Origin of the sequence: Burkholderia sp. KJ006 (assembly GCF_000262695.1) — a bacterium.
Lineage (GTDB): Bacteria > Pseudomonadota > Gammaproteobacteria > Burkholderiales > Burkholderiaceae > Burkholderia > Burkholderia vietnamiensis.
In genome coordinates this window covers 446,314-460,651 of the sequence record NC_017921.1, presented here as the reverse complement: position 1 = coordinate 460,651, position 14,338 = coordinate 446,314, and the positions used below count along the sequence as shown (strand labels likewise).

The following is a 14,338-nucleotide window of genomic DNA, read 5'->3' as shown; positions in this document are numbered from 1 at the left end:
GGTCCGCCGGTGGCGTGTAACAAAGTGCGCAAAGCGGCGTGTTGCGCGCCGCTTTGTGCTACTTCAGATAGCCGGCCGAGCCGAACCAGTCGAGCGCGTCGCGCAGCCCTTCGCGGTACGGCCGCGCGCGGTAGCCCAGCTCGCGCTCGGCCTTCGCCGACGTGAAGTACATCTTGTTCTTCGACATCCGCAGCCCGTCGACGGTCACGAAAGGCTCCTTCTTCGTGAACTTCGCGACGGCCTCCGCGCCGAGCGCGAGCGGGTACAGCGGCCAGCGCGGCAGCGCGATCGTCGGCGCCTTGTGGCCGGTCATCCCGGCGATGTCGGCGAGCATCTGCTGCAGCGGCAGGTTCTCGCCGCCGAGGATGTAGCGCTCGCCGATCCGGCCGCGCTCGAGCGCGAGGAAGTGGCCGTGCGCGACGTCGTCGACGTGCACCAGGTTCAGGCCCGTATCGACGAACGCCGGAATCTTGCCGAGCGCCGCTTCGACGATGATGCGGCCGGTCGGCGTGGGCTTCACGTCGCGCGGGCCGATCGGCGTCGACGGGTTCACGATCACGGCCGGCAACCCTTCGTCGGCGATCATCCGCTCGACCGCGCGCTCGGCCAGCACCTTGCTGCGCTTGTACACGCCGATCGCCTGCTCGGCGGTGAGCGGCCGGTTCTCGTCGGACGGATCGCCGGCGCTCGTGACCTTCAGCGTCGCGACGCTGCTGGTGTACACGATGCGCTCCACGCCGGCGGCGCGCGCCGCGCGCATCGTCGCGACGGCGCCTTCCAGGTTCGCGCGTTCGATCTCGTGCGGGTCGGGCGCCCACAGCCGGTAGTCGGCCGCCACGTGCAGCAGGTAGCGCACGCCGCTCAGCGCGGCGCGCATCGACGCCTCGTCGCGCATGTCGCCGGTGACGATTTCGGCGTCGAGGTTCGCGACGTTGGTGCGCGGGCTGGTCGGGCGCACCAGCACGCGCACCGCATAGCCCTTCTGCTGCGCGATGCGCGCGACGGCCGAGCCGACGAAACCGGACGCGCCGGTGACGAGAACGAGATCGCGGGAGGTATCAGTCATGCGTTTCCTTCGGGGCCGCGCGAGCGCGCGGCGGTTGTGCGTCGGCGAGATTGTACGTGGTCGGCGCGCGCGGCGACGCGACCGCCGCGCATGCACCGCGCACCCACCGCGCACCCCGGCCGCGTGCGTGTGGGAAGCGCCCGACGCGACTACAATGCCGGGCTTGAATGCACCAAGGGAGCGCGCCGCGATGAGCCGAAATGAACTGGACGAACGAATCGAGACCTACTACGTGCGGGTGCGCGGCGTCGTGCAGGGCGTCGGCTTCCGTCACGCGACGGTGCGCGAGGCGCATGCGCTGAAGCTGCGCGGCTGGGTCGCGAATCTCGAGGACGGCAGCGTCGAGGCGATGATCCAGGGCCCCGGCGCGCAGATCGACCGCATGCTCGCCTGGCTGCGCCACGGGCCGCCGGCCGCGCGCGTGACCGAGGTGACGTTCGAGGAGCGCCACGTCGAACGGCGCTTCGAGCGCTTCCAGCAGCAGTAAGGCGAACCCGACATGACGGGGTATCCGGAAGCCGGGCGCGGCATTGCGCTGTCGGTGACGGCGTCGACGCTGTTCGCGCTGATGTCCGTCTACGCGAAACTGCTGGCGCCGCTCACCGGCCTCGACATCTTCGCGTGGCGGATCCTGTGGACCGCGCCCGGTGCGCTCGCGCTGATCGCGCTGCGCGGCCGCTGGCCCGCGCTCGTCGAGCTCGCGCGGCGCAGCGTGCGCGACTGGCGCCTGCTGATCGCGCTGCCGGTCAGCGCCGCGCTGCTCGGCGTGCAGCTGTGGCTGTTCCTGTGGGCGCCGTTGCACGGCCGCATGCTCGAGGTGTCGCTCGGCTATTTCCTGTTGCCGCTGACGATGGTGCTGGTCGGCCGCTTCTACTATCACGAGCGGCTCGATCCGCTGCAATGGGCGGCCGTCGCATGCGCGGCGCTCGGCGTCGCGCACGAAGTGTGGGCGACGCGCGCATTCGCGTGGCCGACGCTCGTCGTGGCGCTCGGCTATCCGCCGTACTTCGTGCTGCGCCGGCGGATCAACGCCGATTCGCTCGCCGCGTTCGCGCTCGAGATCGCGCTGCTGTGCCCGGTCGCGCTCGCGATGGTGTCGGCGAGCGCGACGCCGGTCGGCCGTCATCCGCTGGTGTGGGCCGCGCTGCTGCCGGGGCTCGGCGTGCTCAGCACGCTCGCGCTGGCGAGCTACCTGAAGGCGAGCCGGATGCTGCCGATGGCGCTGTTCGGCATCCTCGGCTACGTCGAGCCCGTGCTGCTCGTCGCGGTGTCGCTGCTGCTGCTCGGCGAGACGCTGAACGCGTCGCAACTGGCGACGTACGCGCCGATCTGGGCCGCCGTCGCGCTGACCGCATGGCACAGCGCGATGCTGATGCGGCGTCTGCCGATGCGCGGCTGAGGTCGTCCGGCGCGCGCCCGCGTCGTGCGCCGCACCTGCTCCGACGCCCGTTGCCGTCCGCGAGCTGACAGCGCGCCGACATCGAGCTGGCGGCTCCGCCAGCTTCGCAGCGCCTGCGTCGCGGCTGTAATCGAACAGAAGATGCCGTTGCATTTTGTTACTTAGGGTATTCCCGCGACGGCCACTAGACTGGGTTCACCGTCTTCTCTTCGTATGCGGTTTTCCCATGAACGGTCATCTCCTTGCCTCGCCGGCCAGGCTGGCACGCCGCGGGCATACGCGCGGCGCCGCCGATCGCACCAGCCGCCTCGTTCCCTCTGCCGGCGCATGCCGCGCCTACGCGTCGCAGGTGTGCTCATGTCGGTGAGCGCGCCGCTCGTGTCCGCGGGGCTGCCGGCGCGCAGCGGCCGCCTGATCGAAGTCGACTTCTTCCGCGGCATCGTGCTGCTGATGATCGTCGTCGACCATATCGGCGCGAGCGTCCTGTCGCGCGTCACGCTCCACGCGTTCGCGCTCTGCGATGCGGCCGAAGTGTTCGTGTTCCTCGGCGGTTTCGCGACCGCGAGCGCGTACGGCGCGATTGCGGACCGGCACGGCCCGCGCGCCGCGCAGCGCCGCTTCGTGCGCCGCGCGATGCAGATCTACCGGGCGTTTCTCGCGACCTCGACGCTGATGCTGATCGTCTCGGCCGTGCTCGACCATTACGGGATCGACGCGCCGAACCTCGCGCTCGACGACGTCAGCGTGATGCTCGCGTCGCCGCTCACCGGCGCGGCCGAGCTGCTCACCTTCCAGCGCCAGCCGTATCTCGCGTCGGTGCTGCCGATGTACGTGCTGTTCGCGCTCGCGTCGCCGGTGCTGGTGCCGTTCGCGCGCCGCCATCCGTGGCTCACGGTCGCGTTCAGCGTCGCATCGTGGGGCGCGGCCGGCTGGCTCGGCCCCGAACTGCTGGATACCGATTCGTTTCGCTGGAGCTTCAACCCGTTCGCGTGGCAGCTGATGTTCGTGGCCGGCGTGCTCGCGCGCTGCCAGCCGTTCTACCGGCGCGTCGCGCTCGGACGCTGGGGCGCCGCGGCGACCGGCGTCGCGTGCGCGATCGTGCTCGGCTGTGCGAGCTACAAGCTGTTCTCGGGGCTGCCCGCACCGGAAGGGCTGCTCAAGCGCGACCTCGCGTTGTCGCGCGTCGTCAGCTTCGCGGCGATCGCATGGCTGATGGCCGATTGCGTGCGGCGCGGCTGGATCGAGCGGCTCGCGCGCGCGGTGCGGCCGGTAGTGGCGGTCGGCCGGCGCGGGCTCGTCTGCTTCGTCGCGGGCGCCGCCATTTCGCTCGTCATCGATTCGCTGCTGCATCCGGTCGCGAACGGCGCGCAACTGCGCCATCTCGGCGTGGGCCTCGCGGCCGACGCGTGCGCGGTGGGGCTGATGATGGCCGTAGCCGGTTCGGGGGCGTGGTTCGCGCGCCGGCGCGGGGCCGTGGCGTAGAGTGCGCGATCGGGTGTGGCGCTGCGCTGCGGTGAATGCGGGAGCGCAATCGGCGCAGCGCACCGAATGCGGTCAGTGCGCGGAGCCGATGCGCGAGCGCGGCACGGCGGGCGTGTCGTCGGTTTCGGCTTCAGGCGCGGCGTCGTCGCGCGCTTCGGACTTCGGGTCGTCCTGCTGCGCCAGCACCGCATCTGCTTCGGCTGCGGCCCGGGCGGCGCGCAGCGCGGTGCAGCGTTGCGCGTGCCGGATGTCCGACAGTATCCGCAACAGCCGAGTCGTTTTGCCTTTCATGATCCTCTCCCGCCGGTGCGCATCGTGTGAGCCGACGCGCCGTTGCAACCAGTGTAGGACGTGCCGGCCGCGCCGGCGGGAGAATGTGGCGCGCATGCCGCACGCCGAGGGATAGTACTTACTGCGCCGACGCCATCGCCTGCGCCTGCGCGTCCTGTTCGTCGCGGCGTTCGTCCGCGCAGCGCTGATGCTGACGCGACAGCCGGTTCATCATCGGCAGCAGCAGCAGCGCGAGCAGCATGCCGATCGCGGCGAGCCAGCCGAGCTTCTCGAACAGCGACAGGTACAGCGGCAGCGATTCGGTCGCCGGCAGCTCGTGCGACGGCATCTGCGCGAAGTTCGCGACGACGCTGCCGAGATACTGCGACACGCCCGTCGCGACGAAATACGCGCCCATCATGAAGCCGCTCATGCGCGCCGGCACGTAGCGCGCGATCATCGCGAGGCCGAGGCCGCTCACCAGCAGTTCGCCGAGCGAGTAGAGGCCGTAGCCCCACACCATGAACCACGACGACACGCGGCCGTCCACCGCGTAGCGCCCGCTGATCGTGAACACCAGATAGCCGGCGGCCACCGCGCCGAAGCCGAGCGCGTACTTCGCCGCCACCGGCAGGTCGCCGCCGCGCTTCGACACCGCGTTGTAGATCCACACGAGCACAGGGCTCAGCAGCATGATCCAGATCGGGTTCAGCGCCTGGAACTGCGCGGCGCTCCACGTGAACAGCGTCGTGCCGAACAGCATGAAACGCGGATCGACGTTGCGCAGCGCGAACAGCGTCAGCGACGTCGACATCTGCACGTAGAAGATGAAGAACAGGATCACCTGGCCGATCAGCACGAGCGCGGCGATCAGCCCCGCGCGCTCGGAGCGCTCCGACTTCGCGATCATGTACGCGAAGATCGCGAGGATCGCGAACGCCGCCGCCCACACGCTCGCCACCGCGAGCTGCTTGTGCTGCAGCACGTACAGCGTGAGCAGCGCGAGCGCGACGCCGCCGGCCGCCACCGCGCCGAGGCGCTTCCAGCGGATCGGCGCGTCGTCGGGCTGCGAGCCGACGTGCGCGAGCGTGCGGTGCATCAGCATGAAGTTCAGGATCGCGAGCAGCATGCCGGCGCCGCAGACCGCGAATGCGGTGTGCCAGCCCCAGTGATCCTTGATCCACGGCGTCGCGAGCATCGACACGGTCGAACCGATGTTGACGGCCATGTAGTAGATCGTGAACGCGCTGTCGATGCGCGCGTCGTCGCCTTCGTAGATGCGGCGCACGAGGTTCGCCGCGTTCGCCTTGAACAGCCCGTTGCCGACGACGATCACGCCGAGCGACGCGTACATGTAGGCGAGCGCGTCGTTCGGCATCGCGAGCATCAGGTAGCCGGCGCACAGCACGGCCGCGCCGATGATCATCGTGCGACGTGCGCCGAGCACCTTGTCGCCGATCCAGCCGCCGATCGACGGCGACGCATAGACGAGCGCGGTGAACGCGCCCCAGGTGAGGTTCGCGTGGCTGTCGGTGAAGCCGAGCCGGTCGACCATGAAGAGGACCAGGAGCGCGGCCATCCCGTAGTAGCCGAAGCGCTCCCACATTTCGATGAGAAAGACCGTCGTGAACGATCGGGTCTGTGAAACAGGTGCGTGCATGATCAATCTCGTTTTGATACGGACGACGCGGATCGCGCGTCGCTGGGGTCGAACTGGCGCCGCCGCACGAGGCCGGGTAGGCCGTGCAGCGGCGATGAAGCAGCCGGGCGGGTCAGCCCGGGCCGGGGCCGGACGCCGCCCGGGCGGGCGGCGCGCGGCCTCGACCGGCGCACGCGTTGTAACGTTTGCCGGTCCGGTGCGTCGGGTCTGCGCCACTCAGGGAAACTCCCGATATGGCAGCAGCTTTCAGGAAGATTTGTCTCATTATTTACTTGTAAGACTTGCGCCCGTTCTCCGCAAATTCCCGGAGAGCCGCTCGCAGCTTGCCTGTGAAGCCGGCGAGTCTGGCAAGATAGCGCGTTGTTTTCGCGCGCTTCGGTCCCTGTTTAGCGCACCGGGCTCAACACCGAAGACGCGTGCGAACCCGAAGACTAAGCCAAATCGATCTAACTTAGTTACTTTCCATCAAACAATTTTTGACGACCACTTTTCGGCCTGCTATGGTTCCCCCCACTGAAAACCCGCGGTCAGTTGACGCACCCGCTGCGCTGGGCAGCAAGATTCGCGCGTTGCGCCAACGACTCAAGCGCACGCTCGACGACACCGCTACCGCCGCGGGGATTTCGAAGCCGTTCCTGTCTCAAGTCGAACGCGGGCTCGCGTCGCCGTCGCTGACGTCGCTGGCCGGTATCGCGCAGGCGCTCGGCGTGACGGTGCAGTACTTCGTGGATACGCCGAGCGAGGAGCGCTCGGTGTGCAGAGGCGAGCAGTTGCGCTTCTTCGGATTCGCCGATTCGGCGAACCTGTTCGCGAGGCTGACCAACGTGACCGAAGGGCGTCAGCTCGAGGCGATCCTCGTGCGGATGCCGCCGGGGCAGAAACGGTCGGAAGTGACGACGCATGCGGGAGAGGAATTCCTGTATGTGATTGAAGGGGAAGTGTCGCTGACGCTGGAAGGCAAGACCTTCGTCCTGCAGGCCGGCGACAGTTCGCACTACCAGTCGACGGTTCCGCACAGCTGGGTCAACACCGCGAAGGTGGAGTCGGTGGTGGTCTGGGTCGGTACGCCGCGGCTGTTCTAACGCACAGGTATTCCTTCGTTGCTTCGACGGGATGCCTGTCGAAAGAAACTTAAGGAATACTGAAATGCAAAACGGGAATCACGGGCCTCCTCGATCGCTGCACCCGTCAGCGTCTCACGCGTAAGCCGCGGCATCCGCCGCGCCACGCTCGCCGAACAACTTTCTCAAGACTGCCACGATGAAATCCTTGCATGCCATATCGGCCGTGCTGGCCGCGCTCGCCCTGACGGTGCCCGCCGCCCACGCCGTGACCGTTCCGTCGAACGTCGCGCTCGCTCCTCAACAGGACCTGACGCGCCAGGTGCCCGCCGAAGTCGAATCGCTCGACCCGGCGCACATCGAGTCGTGGACCGGCAACACGATCGGGCTCGACCTGTTCGAAGGGCTGGCTCGCATCGACGCCGCCGGCCAGGTCGTGCCGGGCGTCGCGCAGTCGTGGGAGCGCAAGACGCCGCAGACCTGGCTGTTCAAGCTGCGTCACGACGCGAAGTGGAGCAACGGCCAGCCGGTGACGGCGGCGGATTTCGTCTATTCGTGGCAGCGGCTCGCCGATCCGAAGACGGGCTCGAAGTACACGATCCTGGTCGAATTCATCAAGAACGCGAAGGACATCATCGGCGGCAAGGCCGCGCCGGCGACGCTCGGCGTGCGCGCGGCCGATCCGTACACGCTCGAGGTGACGACCGACGTGCCGGTCGCGTTCTTCCCCGAGCTGACCGCGATGGCGCCGCTCGCGCCGGTGAACAAGGACACCGTCGCGAAGTTCGGCGACGCGTGGACGCGTCCGGGCAACCTGGTCAGCAACGGCGCGTACCAGCTCGTCGACTGGCAGCCGAACAACCGCATCGTGATCACCAAGGACGCGAAGTACTGGAACGCGCCGAAGGTCGTGATCAACAAGGTCACCTACCTGCCGATCGAAAGCGACGAGACCGCGATGCGCATGTATCAGGCCGGCCAGATCGACTACAGCTATTCGATTCCGTCGGGCATCTTCCAGCAGGTGAACAAGCAGTTCGGCGGCGAGCTGCGCCAGGGCCTGCAGCTGGCGACGTATTACTACTACCTGAACAACAGCGACGCGGTGCTGAAGGACAAGCGCGTGCGCCTCGCGCTGTCGATGGTGATCGATCGCGACCTGCTCACGTCGAAGCTCACGCAGGCCGGCGAGAAGCCGATGTACGGGCTGATGCCGAACGGCACGAAGGGCGTGCGCCCGTATACGCCGGACTGGGCGTCGTGGCCGATGGCCAAGCGCGTCGCGGCCGCCAAGGACCTGCTGAAGCAGGCCGGCTACTCCGACGCGAAGCCGCTGTCGTTCACGCTCACCTACAACACCAACGACCTGCACAAGAAGGTGGCGCTGTTCGCCGCGTCGGAATGGCGCACGAAGCTCGGCATCAACACGAAGCTCGAGAACGTCGAGTTCAAGGTGCTGATGAAGCAACGGCATGACGGCAAGGTGCAGATCGCGCGCGACGGCTGGTTCGCCGACTACAACGACGCGATGACGTTCTTCGACCTGATCCGCTGCGGCAGCGCGCAGAACACCGTCGGCTACTGCAACAAGCAGGTGGACGCGCTGGTCGACGAAGGCAACCAGAAGCTCGACGACGCCGCGCGCACCGCGCTGCTCACGCAGGCGCACGACCTGGCGCTGAGCGACACGCCGATGGTGCCGCTGTTCCAGTACTCGGCCGACCGGCTCGTGAAGTCGTACGTGGGCGGCTACTCGCTGAAGAACGTGATCGACATGCGCGCTTCGCAGGACATGTACCTGATCAAGCACTGAGCGGAGCGATCATGCTGGCCTATGCACTGAGACGCACGTTGTGGGCGGTGCCGACGATCCTCGCCGTCATCACCGTCTGCTACCTGCTGTTGCACTTCACGCCCGGCGGCCCGTTCGATACGGAGAAGCAGCTGTCCGCGGCGACGCTCGCGAACCTGAACGCGAAGTACCACCTCGACGCGCCGCTGTGGAAGCAGTACCTGCTGTATCTCGACTCGCTGCTGCACGGCGATCTCGGCCCGTCGTTCCGTTACGTCGACTGGTCGGTGAACGATCTCGTGAAGAAGGCGCTGCCCGTGAGTCTCGGCGTAGGCGGCGTGTCGATCCCGATCTCGATCGTGATCGGCGTGCTGCTCGGCACCGTCGCGGCCGTGCGCCGCGACAGCGTGATCGACCGCTTCGTGATGCTGCTCGGCAACTTCGGCAACGTCGTGCCGCCGTTCGTGCTCGGCCCGGTGCTGGTGTGGATCTTCGCGATCCTGCTGAAGACGTCGGCCGGCAACGGCTGGCTGCCGGCCGGCGGCTGGGGCGACGGCGGCTGGCAGTACCGGCTGCTGCCGATCGTGCTGCTGACCTTCATCAACGTGTCGCTGCTCGCCCGCGTGATGCGCGGCTCGATGATCGAGACGCTGTCGAGCAACTACATCCGCACCGCGCGCGCGAAGGGCCTGCCCGGCTCGACGATCGTGCTGCGCCATGCGCTCAAGCCCGCGCTGATGCCGGTCGTGTCGCTGTTCGGCACCGTGTGCATCACGTCGATCACGGCGGCCGTCGTCACCGAATCGGTGTTCTCGCTGCCGGGCCTCGGGCAACTCGTCGTGAACGGCGCGATCAACCGCGACTACACGCTGGTGCTCGGCCTCGTCGTGCTGACGACCGTCTTCGCCGTGCTGTTCAACCTGCTGGTCGACCTCGCGTACGCGTGGCTCGATCCGCGCATCCGTTATTGAGCGAGGCACTGCGATGACTCCCACCACTCCCGCCGTCGGCCTGCCCGTGCAGACCGACTCGCCGCCGCGTTCGCGCTCGCCGCTGGCGCTCGCGTTCGCGCGCTTCCTCCACAACCGCGCGGCGGTGTTCAGCCTGGTGCTGCTCGCGCTCGTCACGCTCGCCTGTTTCGTCGGCCCGTGGCTGCTCGCGGCCGATCCGGCCGCGAGCGACTGGAGCTCGATCAGCCTGCCGCCGACCTGGGCGAACCAGCACTGGTTCGGCACCGACGAGCTCGGCCGCGACCTGCTCGTGCGCACGCTGATCGGCGGCCGCGTGTCGATCGAGGTCGGCCTGCTCGGCACGCTGGTGTCCGGCCTGTTCGGCGTCGCGTGGGGCGCGACGGCCGGCTTCGCGGGCGGCCGGGTCGACTCCGCGATGATGCGCGTGGTCGACATGATGTATGCGATCCCGTACCTGCTGATCGCGATCCTGATGATGACGCTGTTCGGCCGTTCGTTCCTGCTCGTCGTGCTGACCATCAGCGCGTTCTCGTGGATCGACATGGCGCGCGTCGTGCGCGGCCAGACGCTGTCGCTGCGCAATCGCGAGTTCGTCGATGCGGCGCGCGCGATCGGCGTGTCGCCGACCTCGATCGTGCGGCGTCACATCGTGCCTAACCTGCTCGGCGTGGTGGTCGTGTACGCGACGGTGTCGGTGCCGAGCATCGTGCTGACCGAATCGGTGCTGTCGTTCCTCGGGCTCGGCGTCCAGGAGCCGATGACGAGCTGGGGCGTGCTGATCCAGGACGGCGCGCAGAAACTGGAATCGATGCCGTGGCTGCTGCTGGCCCCGGCCGTCATGCTGTGCGTGACGCTCTACTGCGTGAACTTCGTTGGCGACGGCCTGCGTGACGCGCTCGACCCGAAGGATCGCTGAGATGTCAGTGTTGCTTGAAGTGGAAAACCTCGGCGTGCGCTTCTCGCGCAAGGATGCCGCGCCGATCGACGCCGTGAACGGCGTGTCGTTCTCGCTGGAAGCCGGCAAGACGCTCGGCATCGTCGGCGAATCGGGCTCGGGCAAGAGCCAGACCGTGATGGCGCTGCTCGGGTTGCTGGCCGCCAACGGCACGACGACGGGCGCCGCGCGTTACCGCGGCGACGATCTGCTCGCGATGGACACGCGCGCGCTGAACGCGGTGCGCGGCGACCGCATCGCGATGATCTTCCAGGATCCGATGACGTCGCTGAACCCGTTCCTGACGATCGAGCGGCAGATGACCGAGACGCTGCAGCTGCATCGCAAGCTGTCGCGCAAGGACGCGACGCGACGCGCGATCGACGCGCTCGAAGCGGTGCGGATTCCGGACGCCGCGCGCCGCATCCGCATGTATCCGCACGAGTTCTCCGGCGGCATGCGTCAGCGCGTGATGATCGCGATGGCGCTGCTGTCCGAGCCGGAGATCCTGATCGCCGACGAGCCGACCACCGCGCTCGACGTGACCGTGCAGGCGCAGATCATCGACCTGCTGCGCGAGCTGAACCGCGAGCGCGGCACGGCGATCGTGCTGATCACGCACGACATGGGCGTGGTCGCCGGCCTCGCGGACGACGTGATGGTGATGTATGCGGGCCGCACCGTCGAATACGCGCCGGCCGATGCGATCTTCGCGGCGCCGTCGCATCCGTACACGATCGGCCTGCTGAACGCGCTGCCGCGGCTGACCGACGCCGTCGACGCGCCGCTCGTCGCGATCCCCGGCAATCCGCCGATGCCCGGCACCGCGCCGGCCGGCTGCGCCTTCGCGCAACGCTGCACGTACGCGCAGGAGCGCTGCGCCACCGCGCGCCCCGCGCTCGAAACCTACGGCGCGGCGGGTGCGCTGCGCGCGTGCCACCGGCCGCTGGCCGATCTGACGGGAGGTCTGCGATGAGCGCCGCTGAAAGCCGCCATGCCGGGGCAACGGAGACGACGAGCGACACGCTGCTGTCCGTCGACGATCTGAAGGTGCATTTCCGCGTGCCGCTGGGCGGCTATCCGTGGTCGCCGAAGGGCACGCTGCGCGCGGTCGACGGCGTGTCGTTCGACGTGAAGCGCGGCGAGACGGTCGGGCTCGTCGGCGAGTCGGGCTGCGGGAAGTCGACGCTCGCGCGCGCGCTGGTCGGCCTCGTGCCGATGACGGCCGGCACCGTGCGCTGGCGCGGCCAGGCCGTCGCGCCCGATCACCTGCGCGGCACCGCGATGCGCCGCGAAGTGCAGATGATCTTCCAGGATCCGCTCGCGTCGCTCGATCCGCGCATGACGATCGAGCAGATCGTCGCGGAGCCGCTCGTCACGCACCACGCGGGCCTCGGGCGCGCGGAAGTGCGCCGGCGCGTGATCACGATGCTCGAGCGCGTCGGTCTGAACGCGCATCACCTGCTGCGCTATCCGCACGAATTCTCCGGCGGACAGTGCCAGCGCATCGGCATCGCGCGCGCGCTGATCGGCGAGCCGAAGCTCGTGATCTGCGACGAGCCCGTGTCGGCGCTCGACGTGTCGATCCAGGCGCAGATCGTGAACTTGCTGCGCGATCTGCAGCGCGATCTGTCGCTGTCGTATCTGTTCGTCGCGCACGACCTGGCGGTGGTGAAGGCCATCAGCCGGCGCGTGCTCGTGATGTATCTCGGCCGTGTGATGGAGTTCGGCACGCGGCACGACGTGTACGGCGTGCCGCAGCACCCGTACACGAAGGCGCTGCTGGACGCGGCGCCGACGCCGGAGCCGGCGCGCGAGCGTGCTCGCCGTCCGATGCTGCTGGCGGGCGAGATGCCGTCGCCGCTGAATCCGCCGTCCGGTTGCGCGTTTCGTACGCGCTGTCCGGTCGCGATCGACGCATGCGCGCAGGACGTGCCGCAGCCGGAAGTCCGGCCCGGCTCGGCGGCGCGCGTCGCGTGCATCCGGGCGGGCGTCGCGGCGGCGTGATGTGACGCAGCAAACACAACGATGCAGGTCAACAGGGGTAAGGGCGGCGCGAACGATCTTCGTGCGGCGGGTACAGGCGCGTCCGTAGCCGGGCACGCCGGGGGGCCGGAAGCGGACCGCAACCGGCATGGACGACTTCAACACAAGACGAGAATGACGATGAACAAGCAAAAGAAGATCGGGACGGCATCGAAGATGCTGCTTGCATGGGGCTTGCCCGCGCTCGCCGGCGTCACGCTGGGCGGTGTCGCGCGCGCCGACGACGCGGCGCCTGCGCCGCTGACCGTCGCCCAGGCCACGCCGAGCGCCGGGGCCGGCGCCGGCGCGTCGGTTGCGCAGGCAACGACGCCGAACGCCATTGTCAACGCCGAGGCGACCCAGGCCGTCACGCCGCCCGACGAACCGTCTGCCCAGTCGAAATCGAACGGTTTCATCGCCGACAGCCATCTGAACTTCCTGTTCCGCAACTACTCGGACGTGCTCGACAGCAAGGGCGGCCCGCACCGCCACGCGTGGGTCCAGGGCGTGATGGCGAACTTCGAGTCGGGCTACACGACGGGCCTGATCGGCTTCGGCGTGGACGCATCGGTATATGCGGCGCTGAAGCTCGACGGCGGCGCGGGCGCCGGCAGCATGGTGCACATCGCGAAGGGCGGCGGCGGCGGCAATCAGCTCGCATGGGCCTATCCGGGCATCTACGACGTGAAGGCGCGCATCTCGAACACGGTGATCAAGTACGGTCTGCAGGCCGTCGACAACCCGTTCATGGAGCAGCACGACAACCGCGCGCTGCCGCCGACCTTCCTCGGCGCGACGATCGTCAGCAACGAATTCAAGAACGTGATGCTCGAGGCCGGCAGCTTCACGAAGAACGACGCGCGCGGTCACACCACGCTCACGAACCTGACGACCCAATACGGCGGCACGCGCGTGAACCGCCTGACTTACGTCGGCGGTACTTGGGACTACTCGCCGAATGGCGAAGTCGCGCTGTACGCGAACCAGGCCGACGACGTGTGGCATCAGTACTACGCATCGGTGAAGCACAGCATCGGCAGCGCGGACACCATCAAGTGGACGGGCTTCGGCAACGTCTATTCGACGCACGACACCGGCGACGCGCTGCAGGGCAAGATCGACAACAACGCGTACAGCCTGTCGCTCGCGGCGCAGCACGGGCCGCACGAGCTGCTGCTCGGCTATCAGCAGATCCTCGGCGACCAGTTCTTCGACTACCTGAACGAAACCAACGGCATCTTCCTGACCAACTCGATGGACGTCGACTACAACGCGCCGCACGAAAAGTCGCTGCAGCTGCGCTACACGTTCTACGGCAAGGAAGCGGGGCTGCCGGGCTTCAAGGCGATGATCTGGGGCGTGACGGGCTGGGGCGCGGACGGCAGCGCAGGCGCCGCGAACGATCCGAGCAAGTCGAGCATCTACTGGAGCAACGGTGCGCCGGTGCAGGGCCGTCACCACGAGTTCGGCTTCATCCCGTCGTACACGTTCCAGAGCGGCAAGCTGAAGGACACGAAGGTCACGTTCATCGCGATGTGGCACAACGGTTCGGCCCATTACTCGGACGCGACGAACCGTGAGTATCGCCTCGTGGTGAACCTGCCGCTGCACGCGTTCTGACCGGATGGCGGCCGTGGCGAACGTCGCGGCCGTTTCTCTTGTGAGAGGGCGGCCTGCC

Annotated in this window: 13 protein-coding genes; 10 read left to right on the top strand and 3 right to left on the bottom strand. The window is 68.2% G+C overall.

The window, feature by feature from the left end; translation table 11 throughout:
- Positions 1-58 precede the first annotated feature (58 nt).
- Positions 59-1,066 (bottom strand): hopanoid-associated sugar epimerase, encoded by a 1,008-nt coding sequence (gene hpnA / locus MYA_RS16155; protein WP_014724183.1) that lies wholly within the window; start codon positions 1,064-1,066, stop codon positions 59-61.
- A gap of 190 nt (positions 1,067-1,256) precedes the next feature.
- Between hpnA and MYA_RS16150 the strand changes: the two genes are divergently transcribed.
- The 3 genes from MYA_RS16150 to MYA_RS16140 all read left to right on the top strand — a co-directional run bounded on the left by MYA_RS16150 (position 1,257) and on the right by MYA_RS16140 (position 3,947).
- Positions 1,257-1,553, top strand: a complete 297-nt coding sequence (locus MYA_RS16150) for an acylphosphatase (RefSeq protein WP_011881057.1) — start codon at positions 1,257-1,259, stop codon at positions 1,551-1,553.
- 12 nt (positions 1,554-1,565) lie between these two features.
- The gene (gene rarD / locus MYA_RS16145; protein ID WP_011881056.1) at positions 1,566-2,465 is read left to right on the top strand and encodes an EamA family transporter RarD; all 900 of its coding nucleotides are present in this window, start codon (positions 1,566-1,568) and stop codon (positions 2,463-2,465) included.
- 357 nt (positions 2,466-2,822) lie between these two features.
- Positions 2,823-3,947, top strand: coding sequence for an OpgC domain-containing protein (locus MYA_RS16140; protein ID WP_014724181.1), 1,125 nt, complete (start codon positions 2,823-2,825; stop codon positions 3,945-3,947).
- A 72-nt stretch (positions 3,948-4,019) separates the two neighbouring features.
- Here MYA_RS16140 and MYA_RS16135 read toward each other — a convergent pair whose 3' ends face one another.
- Positions 4,020-4,238: a hypothetical protein gene (locus MYA_RS16135; RefSeq protein WP_014724180.1), complete on the bottom strand. Its 219-nt coding sequence runs from the start codon at positions 4,236-4,238 to the stop codon at positions 4,020-4,022.
- A 118-nt stretch (positions 4,239-4,356) separates the two neighbouring features.
- Complete coding sequence (locus tag MYA_RS16130; protein WP_011881053.1) at positions 4,357-5,877, bottom strand: peptide MFS transporter; 1,521 nt, start codon at positions 5,875-5,877, stop codon at positions 4,357-4,359.
- A 500-nt stretch (positions 5,878-6,377) separates the two neighbouring features.
- Between MYA_RS16130 and MYA_RS16125 the strand changes: the two genes are divergently transcribed.
- From MYA_RS16125 to MYA_RS16095, 7 genes are all read left to right on the top strand, one after another.
- On the top strand, positions 6,378-6,959 hold the full coding sequence (locus tag MYA_RS16125; RefSeq protein WP_011881052.1) for a cupin domain-containing protein: 582 nt from the start codon (positions 6,378-6,380) through the stop codon (positions 6,957-6,959).
- 178 nt (positions 6,960-7,137) lie between these two features.
- Positions 7,138-8,751 (top strand): peptide ABC transporter substrate-binding protein, encoded by a 1,614-nt coding sequence (locus tag MYA_RS16120; RefSeq protein WP_041494013.1) that lies wholly within the window; start codon positions 7,138-7,140, stop codon positions 8,749-8,751.
- Positions 8,752-8,762: 11 nt separating this feature from the next.
- Positions 8,763-9,701: an ABC transporter permease subunit gene (locus MYA_RS16115; protein ID WP_014724176.1), complete on the top strand. Its 939-nt coding sequence runs from the start codon at positions 8,763-8,765 to the stop codon at positions 9,699-9,701.
- Positions 9,702-9,714: 13 nt separating this feature from the next.
- Positions 9,715-10,617, top strand: coding sequence for an ABC transporter permease (locus tag MYA_RS16110; RefSeq protein ID WP_011881049.1), 903 nt, complete (start codon positions 9,715-9,717; stop codon positions 10,615-10,617).
- 1 nt (position 10,618) lies between these two features.
- Positions 10,619-11,611, top strand: coding sequence for an ABC transporter ATP-binding protein (locus MYA_RS16105; RefSeq protein WP_014724175.1), 993 nt, complete (start codon positions 10,619-10,621; stop codon positions 11,609-11,611).
- Positions 11,608-12,642 carry an ABC transporter ATP-binding protein gene (locus MYA_RS16100; protein WP_014724174.1) on the top strand — a complete coding sequence of 345 codons (1,035 nt, stop codon included), beginning with the start codon at positions 11,608-11,610 and terminating at the stop codon, positions 12,640-12,642. Before MYA_RS16105 ends, MYA_RS16100 begins: the two co-directional genes overlap by 4 nt.
- A gap of 159 nt (positions 12,643-12,801) precedes the next feature.
- Entirely contained in the window at positions 12,802-14,280 is a 1,479-nt protein-coding gene (locus tag MYA_RS16095; protein ID WP_014724173.1) for an OprD family porin, read from the top strand.
- The last annotated feature ends 58 nt before the right edge of the window (positions 14,281-14,338 follow it).

Bases quoted from the DNA above. Each gene is read 5' to 3' on its own strand.
- MYA_RS16125 (WP_011881052.1), top strand. From the start codon at position 6,378: ATGGTTCCCCCCACTGAAAACCCGCGGTCAGTTGACGCACCCGCTGCG.
- hpnA (WP_014724183.1), bottom strand. From the start codon at position 1,066: ATGACTGATACCTCCCGCGATCTCGTTCTCGTCACCGGCGCGTCCGGT.
- MYA_RS16110 (WP_011881049.1), top strand. From the start codon at position 9,715: ATGACTCCCACCACTCCCGCCGTCGGCCTGCCCGTGCAGACCGACTCG.
- rarD (WP_011881056.1), top strand. From the start codon at position 1,566: ATGACGGGGTATCCGGAAGCCGGGCGCGGCATTGCGCTGTCGGTGACG.
- MYA_RS16095 (WP_014724173.1), top strand. From the start codon at position 12,802: ATGAACAAGCAAAAGAAGATCGGGACGGCATCGAAGATGCTGCTTGCA.
- MYA_RS16120 (WP_041494013.1), top strand. From the start codon at position 7,138: ATGAAATCCTTGCATGCCATATCGGCCGTGCTGGCCGCGCTCGCCCTG.
- MYA_RS16150 (WP_011881057.1), top strand. From the start codon at position 1,257: ATGAGCCGAAATGAACTGGACGAACGAATCGAGACCTACTACGTGCGG.
- MYA_RS16130 (WP_011881053.1), bottom strand. From the start codon at position 5,877: ATGCACGCACCTGTTTCACAGACCCGATCGTTCACGACGGTCTTTCTC.
- MYA_RS16140 (WP_014724181.1), top strand. From the start codon at position 2,823: ATGTCGGTGAGCGCGCCGCTCGTGTCCGCGGGGCTGCCGGCGCGCAGC.
- MYA_RS16115 (WP_014724176.1), top strand. From the start codon at position 8,763: ATGCTGGCCTATGCACTGAGACGCACGTTGTGGGCGGTGCCGACGATC.
- MYA_RS16100 (WP_014724174.1), top strand. From the start codon at position 11,608: ATGAGCGCCGCTGAAAGCCGCCATGCCGGGGCAACGGAGACGACGAGC.
- MYA_RS16105 (WP_014724175.1), top strand. From the start codon at position 10,619: ATGTCAGTGTTGCTTGAAGTGGAAAACCTCGGCGTGCGCTTCTCGCGC.
- MYA_RS16135 (WP_014724180.1), bottom strand. From the start codon at position 4,238: ATGAAAGGCAAAACGACTCGGCTGTTGCGGATACTGTCGGACATCCGG.